Raw genomic sequence first — 7,126 nt, 5'->3', positions numbered from 1 at the left:
CAGACTTGGTTTGCTTGAAAATACCTTTTTTAGCCTTCTTTTGGGTGCATATCTGCCGGAATGGCAGACTTTTTATCCCTTTTTGAAGACTGTTATACTGGATGTTTAATCCGGATGGATGGGTGGGGATGATCCGGATTATCTATATTGCCAGAAAATTATTGGTCATTATATGGAATGTGTTGACATATAAAGAACCATATAGGGCATAATTTATTCGGCAATTGTTCAGGTCCATATCTTTGTGGTGAAAGAGTATCCCGATTTTGCAAACTGATTAGAAACTATTGCCGATTTTAGAAAACAAGTCTAAGCCAAGAGCTTGCAGAGGAAAGTAAGTATTTTTAATCTTTTCATCTTATCTTCACTGATGAGACCAATCCTTGTACCAATATTTCTACAGGAATTGAAAGAAAAGGACATAGAGACAACAACAAGAAAATCGATTATAGAGGAAAGATAGCGGCTTTTTATCAATTTCCACTTACCTTTCCTCTTTTTTCCATTCTTTGTTTTTCCGCTATTACTCCCTCACCTCTATCAAATAGCCTTTGTTCTTAATGGTTATGATAGCTATCTGTTTGTCTTTGTTAAGATTTTTTCGTAATTTCGATATTAAGTTGTGAATACTTGCCTCTAATGTCTTTGCATCTTGTTTTCCCCATAGCGTATTGATCAATAACTCCTGGGAAACCACGTTGTTTTTATGCTTCAAGAATAGCGACAAGGCATTTTTTTCTAAAGGACTGAGTGATTTCAACAAGTTGTTTTTGTAATATAACTCATTCGATAGCTGATTCAGAGCATATAATCCGAATGAGGTAATTGGATCGTCCGCATCAACTTCTTTTTTAGCAAAACGAACAATATAGGTTTCCAATTCCTTTAGATCGAAAGGTTTACGGATATAATTAAGTCCACCGGCAGAGATACCCTCTGAGATATTAGATATGTCGGTGTGAGAGGATACAAATAAAACAGGAATTGTCGGATGTTCAGCAATGATTTCACGCGCTTTTTTGATACCGTTATCTTGTCCTATTTCTACATCCAATACTATTATAGAAGGAGAGAATTCGTTGATCACCTGATCTATTCCGTATAATGAGTTCTGAAAATGCATCTCGTATCCTAATGAGGTAAATGCCGAACTAATCAGATTGCCTAAATCCGTATCATCATCAACAAATAAAACTTTTATCTTATCTTTCATTTTCTCTTAATTATCTTGTCCGGTTATTTCTTATTTTTATAGGGAAGCATTATTGTAAAAACGGATCCTTTTCCAAAAGTGGATTCTAATACGATTCTTCCTTTGTGATTTTGGACGGTTCTCCGAACAACGGAAAGTCCAAGACCATAGCCTTTTTCCGAAGAATGAGTTTCCGAACGATAGAACGGTTCAAAGACCTTCTTTCTGTCTTTTACCAAAATTCCCGATCCGTTATCAGCAATTGAGATTTCTATTTTATCTTTTATCCGTTTTGCAGAAACGCAAATAACCGGCTTGTATCCTGAGTACTTTATAGCATTCTCTAATAAATTGTATATACAACTGTCAAAGTAAAAAGGATCTACATAGAGTATGTTTGCGTCCGAATCTATTCCTAATTCAAAAGTAATAGTTTTATCTTTATATACTTCCTGAAGTTCTTTCACTATTTCCAAGGAATGAGATCTGAGATTGTATGAATTGTATTGCAGGATTGCTTTATCTTCGGACAGTTTAACTTCAGACAGCATTCGTTCTATATTGCCGGTCAAGCGTTTTGTCCTGCTTTTAGCCACCAGCAGTTGTTCCTTTTTTACGCTGTTTGTTTCTCCCGATTCAAATATCCCCAGCATCGTATAGAGGTATGACAGAGGGGATTTTAAATCATGTACGATTCCTCTTACCCGTATTTCCTGTCGTTGCAGACGTTGTCTTTGTTGTTGCAACCGAGCAAACAGTAAAAAAAGGATCATACCTACGGCTATTACCGCTATCCCCGACAACCATACTGGAAACATCAGGTTTCGCGTCATAGAAGAAGGTTTAAATACGAAATGCGAAACAAAACGGTAAGTTCCACTTGTCCCTAATGGAATTGATAGATAAACACCAGTGGTAGTGTCGGATAACTGTCGGAAAGCATTTTTTCCATAATATAGTGAGTCAGTAGTCTGACTCTTATTTTGCATCTTCAGACCGTAAGTAGAGACTTCTTTATAATGAGGGAAATTATTCAGAAGAAGGGAATCTATCGCTTTTAAATCCAGAGAATCTTTCTCAAAAAGCAGCTCGGTCATGGCCGCTTCTAAAAATTTTGAAAGAGACTTATCTTTATTATAAGACGTATTCTCTAAACTTCCGTACGATTTCGTATTAGAAGGAATAGAGTCGGGATTAATTTGTTCTAGGCTCAATTGTAAATTACCCGCTTTTTCTCCATAAATCTTATATGTTTGTTTTGTTGCCTGATGTTTGACGATCTCATTCAAAGAAATACCCAGTTCTTCTTTAAAACGGCTTTTATCACGCTCAGCGACCTGCATTATCCAGACTATCTGCGACACAACAAGCAACAGCAGTACCCCAAAAGATAATATGGCTAAATGCTTTTTCATTTGAAGAGATAAATGATTGTTTCACAAATATACTTTATTTATATAAAAGCCTGATTTTCTTTGGCTATAAATTAAGTTCTCAACCTAATCAAATGATTAGATTGAGGTGCTGAATTTCGTTCAGGTTGGTTAGATAAATATTAGATATTGGTTAGGGGCTATTAGTGAAAAGATATATTTCTTTGAAAAAAAGAAAATCTTATTTATAAAAGTAAAGCTACAATGAAAAATCAAAAAAGAAAATACTCCAATCTTGCATTGATCACAAACAATGATTTATCAACTCTTAAAGGAGGTAGTCAGGATGACGAAGAATATATAATCGTTTATATTGAAGGGATACCTTATAGAATAAAAATAGGTAAAAACGGTGAACGTAATTCACCCCCTGAAAGGATAGTTTAAACTCAAACAACAGAGTATTCTCTATTTTAACAGAACAAGAGATTTAGTTGACAAATCCATAATAAATTATCCTCTTTTTGCCTTTTCTTTATCATAAAAGAGGGAATAGCTTGATAATAATTGACTCAAAATCCTCATAATAACGTCTAAAACAAAACCTATGATACTGTCTGATTTTTTATATTCAAAAAGATCACGAATACTGCCTTCAGTTTTAAAATTGGAGAAAGTTAAATATACAGAGACATATGCAAGAGAGTTATTTGACACAAACCCTCGCAATTCAACGCTATTTGGTGTTTCTGAAATGTTAGATAAATATAATATTGAAACAGACTCTTATCAAATAGAAGAGAAAGAAAAGATTAATAGAATACCTACTCCATTTATTGCAGGAACAGAGACAGAGAATGTTCTTGTATTAAGTTGTGAGAATGATATTGTAACTTATTTGAGACAAGGAAAAAAAGAAATAATGTCTAAAGATTTTTTTATTTCTATTTGGGATGGCTATATTTTACTCTTTGAGAGTAATAATCAGTCAACGGAATCTGATTATCTAACGAATAAATTAAAAACCATTTTGATTGATGCATGTCTATTGTTTCTTACGGCATTAACTCTTACTTTTCTAATATTATATTTCGTCTCCATTGAAAACAAAACATGGTCATTTTATCTCTTCTTGCTTAGTAATCTTTTGGGTGTATATATAAGTTTCTTGCTGTTTTTAGAATTATTTGAAAATACCAGGGAAAAAGCAAATAAAATATGTAAATTAATTAATCAAAAAAGCAGTTGTGGAGAGATAACAAACTCAGAACAAGGAAAACTTTTTGGGGTTATAAGTTGGAGTGTAATTGGGTTAACCTATTTTGTCTCTAATGTTCTATTAATAATTAGTTATCCTATATCTATTCCTTCAATACTCTTTATTAATTCTTTTGCTCTGCTTTATACTTGTTGGAGTATTTGGTATCAGCAGAAAGTTGGAAAGTGGTGTGCACTCTGTTTATTAGTACAATCGGTGTTTGTTTTCAATTTTATTCTTGGATTAATCGGTTTTGAATCTGTTTATTCAGAGATCGAGTTTCAGTTAATTTGTTTTGTTTTTCTTACTTATGCTGTTCTGTTTGCTTTTATATATCTTTCAAAATATCCAATAAACTGGTTTTTTGAAAAGAACAATCTTGAAAAAGAACTTTCTTATCTTAAATCAGATAAAGATGTTTTTTCTGTATTGATGGAGAGACAACCTAAGGTGCTTCAGTCTAATTTTGAATCTTCTGTATATAAAGGAAATCAAAATTCATCTTTTGTCGTAACAATAATTACGAATCCTCGTTGCAAGGCTTGTGCTGCTTTACATAAGAGACTTAAGAGAGTTGAAAAACAATTTGATCGTATTTGTATTCAATACGTTTTTGCAGTAAATCATAATGAACGCGAAATAGATGCGCGTTTTTTAATAGCTGCCGCATTGAAAAATGACAATAGATTAATTGATCTGTGGTTCCAAACAGAAGATAAGGCAAGCCTACATGAGAAAAACAAGTATGATTTATATACCGACGAGATTAATAAGGAATATCTTAAACATAAATCTTTTGTAAAAAGGATAAATCCGAAAGGAACGCCAACAATTTTAGTTAATGGTGTTTTTCTTCCGGATTATTATAGCATAGATGATATAATAGAATCAAAATTAATACCATTATAATCCCCGAAATAATGGGCTATTTTCAGGGGTCATTTAATACATAATAAACATGAAAACAAGTATGGATTTTGGGAAAAAACTAAGTAAAGAAGAATTGTCAAACCTTAGAGGAGGAAGTATGAAATGTGTTTACACCACTGACTATAAAAAGCCAGGAGGGACTTGTCTTGAACATGGAAGTGCAGCAGGGGCAGAATTTATGGCAGGAGAAAATGGCTGGTGGTGTTGTAATTGTGCAGAAGCTGAAAAATGTAATTAACTCAAATCTCTTGGAAGATTAATTCTTTCTTCCAAGAGATTTGTAATATTAGAATTATGAATCGTTTGAATATTTTTTTGAGTGGAGTTTGTCTTGTGTTTTTTTCTATTAGTTGTAATAACAATAACCCAAAAGTACAGGAAAGGGTTAGTATAATTGAAATTGAAAAGTCATTAGAAAACTTTCATATTGAATCATTGAGTTCCTATTCTTCCCAAATTCATTATGTGAAGCTTGAAACAACCGAAAAATCGCTTGTTACTGAGGGGATAAAACAACTATTTATTGAAGATAATAAGTTTTTTGTTTGGGATCAGGATGCGTTTTTAAAGGTTTTTGACGCCAATAACGGGAAGTATCTTTTTAATATTGGAAAGTATGGTCAAGGCCCTGGAGAATTACCCTATCTATCTTCTGTTGATATAAACCCTAAAGAAAAAAGAGTTTTATTATGTTATGGACCTATTGTTAATGAGTTTAACTTTGAAGGCGTTTTTTTATCTAGAGTTGAGAAACCTATAATTGATAGTACAGAAACTGTTAGTTATAATGTTGTACTTTTAGATAAAAACTTATTTGCGGCAGGAATAAGAGCCCATACCGAAAAACAGAAACATGCGATAGTTATATTTGATCGGAATAAGCAAATATTGGCGTCTTTGAATAGTTTTGACGATCCCAAGCAGCACCATTCAATCAAAGTATGGGATTCATTCAAGCAAACGGGACACTTCTCGCGTGACGTAGCGGATATTCGTTTTTATCGTGGAATAACAGACACAATCTACCTCTACAATCCAGTAAAAAAGAACTTTCAAGCAGACGCCGTATTTTCTTTTGGAAAACATAGAAGTACCCATAGTTTTACCCCCGGAACTGAAAATCCGGATGTAATTGAATTAGCGAGTGCACTTATTCCTGAGAATAAACAATATGCCTTTTATGAATTCTTTACAAAAAGAGCATCTCCAGAACCTTATAAAACAGAAGTGTGGTTTAACCAACAAATGCATAGCGTTCTATCCAATAATATATTCGGTATCTATGACAAGAAAAAAAGTGAGTTACGCTACCTGTTACAAGCAATTCCTGGTATTCCCGGACTAAAAAATGATTTGGACAACGGCATTCCTTTTTGGCCTCAATATATTTCATCCGATGGGAGTATGATAGATTATTATCAGTCATATAAATTTATAGAGTTAACTCAGAAACTGGATAATCCGGATAAATCATTTTTAGAGTTTGTCCAAACCTGCTCGGAAGAAGACAATCCCGTGGTTATCATTGTTAAATAGATCTTTTATGATTAAACCCTTCCCTCACTACCGCCAATTGACGCTATGGATTGTGGGCCTACCTGTCTTCGCATGATTGCGAAGCATTACGGGCGCAGCTACACTTTGCAATCTCTTCGTGAGCGGTCGTTTATTACCCGTGAAGGGGTATCCCTGTTTTTGTTTTCACCAAACAGGTCATTAATAAGTCACAATTTTATTGCGGGAAACCGCATTATTCTGGGTCAGTCCGAAACCCCGGTTGTTATTACACTTGTATTATGTCGTATTTAATGAAGTTACCTCTATACGTTAGAACAGATTGTGTACAGCGAATATAAGAAGGTGAAAGAAAAAAACAAAAGAATAGCGAACTTTGTCATTTTCCGACAAATTGTCATCAACCCCAACAGAGCTGTTTTGCCGCATTTTATTAATGAAAAGGATAAAAAAAGTAGCTATTTGTCAAAATAAAATAGGGGAAATCAAGATGACTTTAATATATTATAAATCAACAACATGAACGGGATTGATTTGTTAGATGCCTCTGCTCTCCGTAGTCTCTAAACCTGCCAGTTTAGAGTATAAACGTATCGCGATGGATTATTATCAAAACAACGGATATTTTGCCTGACCCCATTATTCTGCTTTTCCCTATGTTTCAGGGAATAAAAAAATCTCTGAAAACCGTTTGATTTTCAGAGATTTGTAAAATTTTGCTCTTTCGAGCAGTGCGGCTGAAGGGACTCGAACCCCCACGCCGTGAAGCACCAGATCCTAAGTCTGGCGTGGCTACCAATTACACCACAGCCGCTGCTGATTGCGGTGCAAAGGTAGAGTTTTTTTATTCAAATGCAA

Annotated in this window: 6 protein-coding genes, 1 tRNA gene and 1 pseudogene; 5 read left to right on the top strand and 3 right to left on the bottom strand. The window is 34.0% G+C overall.

Features of this window, described 5'->3' with window-relative positions; all coding sequences use genetic code 11:
* Positions 1–523 precede the first annotated feature (523 nt).
* Positions 524–1,213, bottom strand: a complete 690-nt coding sequence (locus PHT93_RS14815) for a response regulator transcription factor (RefSeq protein ID WP_300244483.1) — start codon at positions 1,211–1,213, stop codon at positions 524–526.
* A 23-nt stretch (positions 1,214–1,236) separates the two neighbouring features.
* Complete coding sequence (locus tag PHT93_RS14810; protein ID WP_300244481.1) at positions 1,237–2,607, bottom strand: HAMP domain-containing sensor histidine kinase; 1,371 nt, start codon at positions 2,605–2,607, stop codon at positions 1,237–1,239.
* Positions 2,608–2,829: 222 nt separating this feature from the next.
* Between PHT93_RS14810 and PHT93_RS14805 the strand changes: the two genes are divergently transcribed.
* The 5 genes and pseudogenes from PHT93_RS14805 to PHT93_RS14785 all read left to right on the top strand — a co-directional run.
* On the top strand, positions 2,830–3,012 hold the full coding sequence (locus PHT93_RS14805; protein ID WP_300244479.1) for a hypothetical protein: 183 nt from the start codon (positions 2,830–2,832) through the stop codon (positions 3,010–3,012).
* Between the two features lie 220 nt (positions 3,013–3,232).
* Positions 3,233–4,732 carry a vitamin K epoxide reductase family protein gene (locus tag PHT93_RS14800; RefSeq protein ID WP_300244477.1) on the top strand — a complete coding sequence of 500 codons (1,500 nt, stop codon included), beginning with the start codon at positions 3,233–3,235 and terminating at the stop codon, positions 4,730–4,732.
* A 49-nt stretch (positions 4,733–4,781) separates the two neighbouring features.
* A complete protein-coding gene (locus tag PHT93_RS14795) occupies positions 4,782–4,991 on the top strand; it encodes an rSAM-modified peptide (protein WP_300244475.1) in 210 nt (69 codons plus the stop codon).
* 56 nt (positions 4,992–5,047) lie between these two features.
* Positions 5,048–6,289, top strand: a complete 1,242-nt coding sequence (locus PHT93_RS14790) for a 6-bladed beta-propeller (protein ID WP_300244472.1) — start codon at positions 5,048–5,050, stop codon at positions 6,287–6,289.
* Positions 6,290–6,296: 7 nt separating this feature from the next.
* Positions 6,297–6,445 (top strand): annotated as a pseudogene (locus PHT93_RS14785) (cysteine peptidase family C39 domain-containing protein); the annotation flags it as partial.
* A 555-nt stretch (positions 6,446–7,000) separates the two neighbouring features.
* Here the strand turns inward: PHT93_RS14785 and PHT93_RS14780 are convergent.
* A tRNA-Leu gene (locus PHT93_RS14780) sits at positions 7,001–7,082 on the bottom strand.
* Positions 7,083–7,126: the final 44 nt, after the last annotated feature.

This window comes from Massilibacteroides sp. (genome assembly GCF_028705895.1).
In the GTDB taxonomy this organism is placed as follows: Bacteria; Bacteroidota; Bacteroidia; order Bacteroidales; family Tannerellaceae; genus Massilibacteroides.
Note: the sequence above shows the minus strand (reverse complement) of the source record. Positions and strands in the feature narration are given on the sequence as shown.

Excerpts from the sequence above, each read along its gene's own strand:
- PHT93_RS14790 (WP_300244472.1), top strand. The coding sequence starts at position 5,048 with ATGAATCGTTTGAATATTTTTTTGAGTGGAGTTTGTCTTGTGTTTTTT.
- PHT93_RS14815 (WP_300244483.1), bottom strand. The coding sequence starts at position 1,213 with ATGAAAGATAAGATAAAAGTTTTATTTGTTGATGATGATACGGATTTA.
- PHT93_RS14805 (WP_300244479.1), top strand. The coding sequence starts at position 2,830 with ATGAAAAATCAAAAAAGAAAATACTCCAATCTTGCATTGATCACAAAC.
- PHT93_RS14810 (WP_300244481.1), bottom strand. The coding sequence starts at position 2,607 with ATGAAAAAGCATTTAGCCATATTATCTTTTGGGGTACTGCTGTTGCTT.
- PHT93_RS14795 (WP_300244475.1), top strand. The coding sequence starts at position 4,782 with ATGAAAACAAGTATGGATTTTGGGAAAAAACTAAGTAAAGAAGAATTG.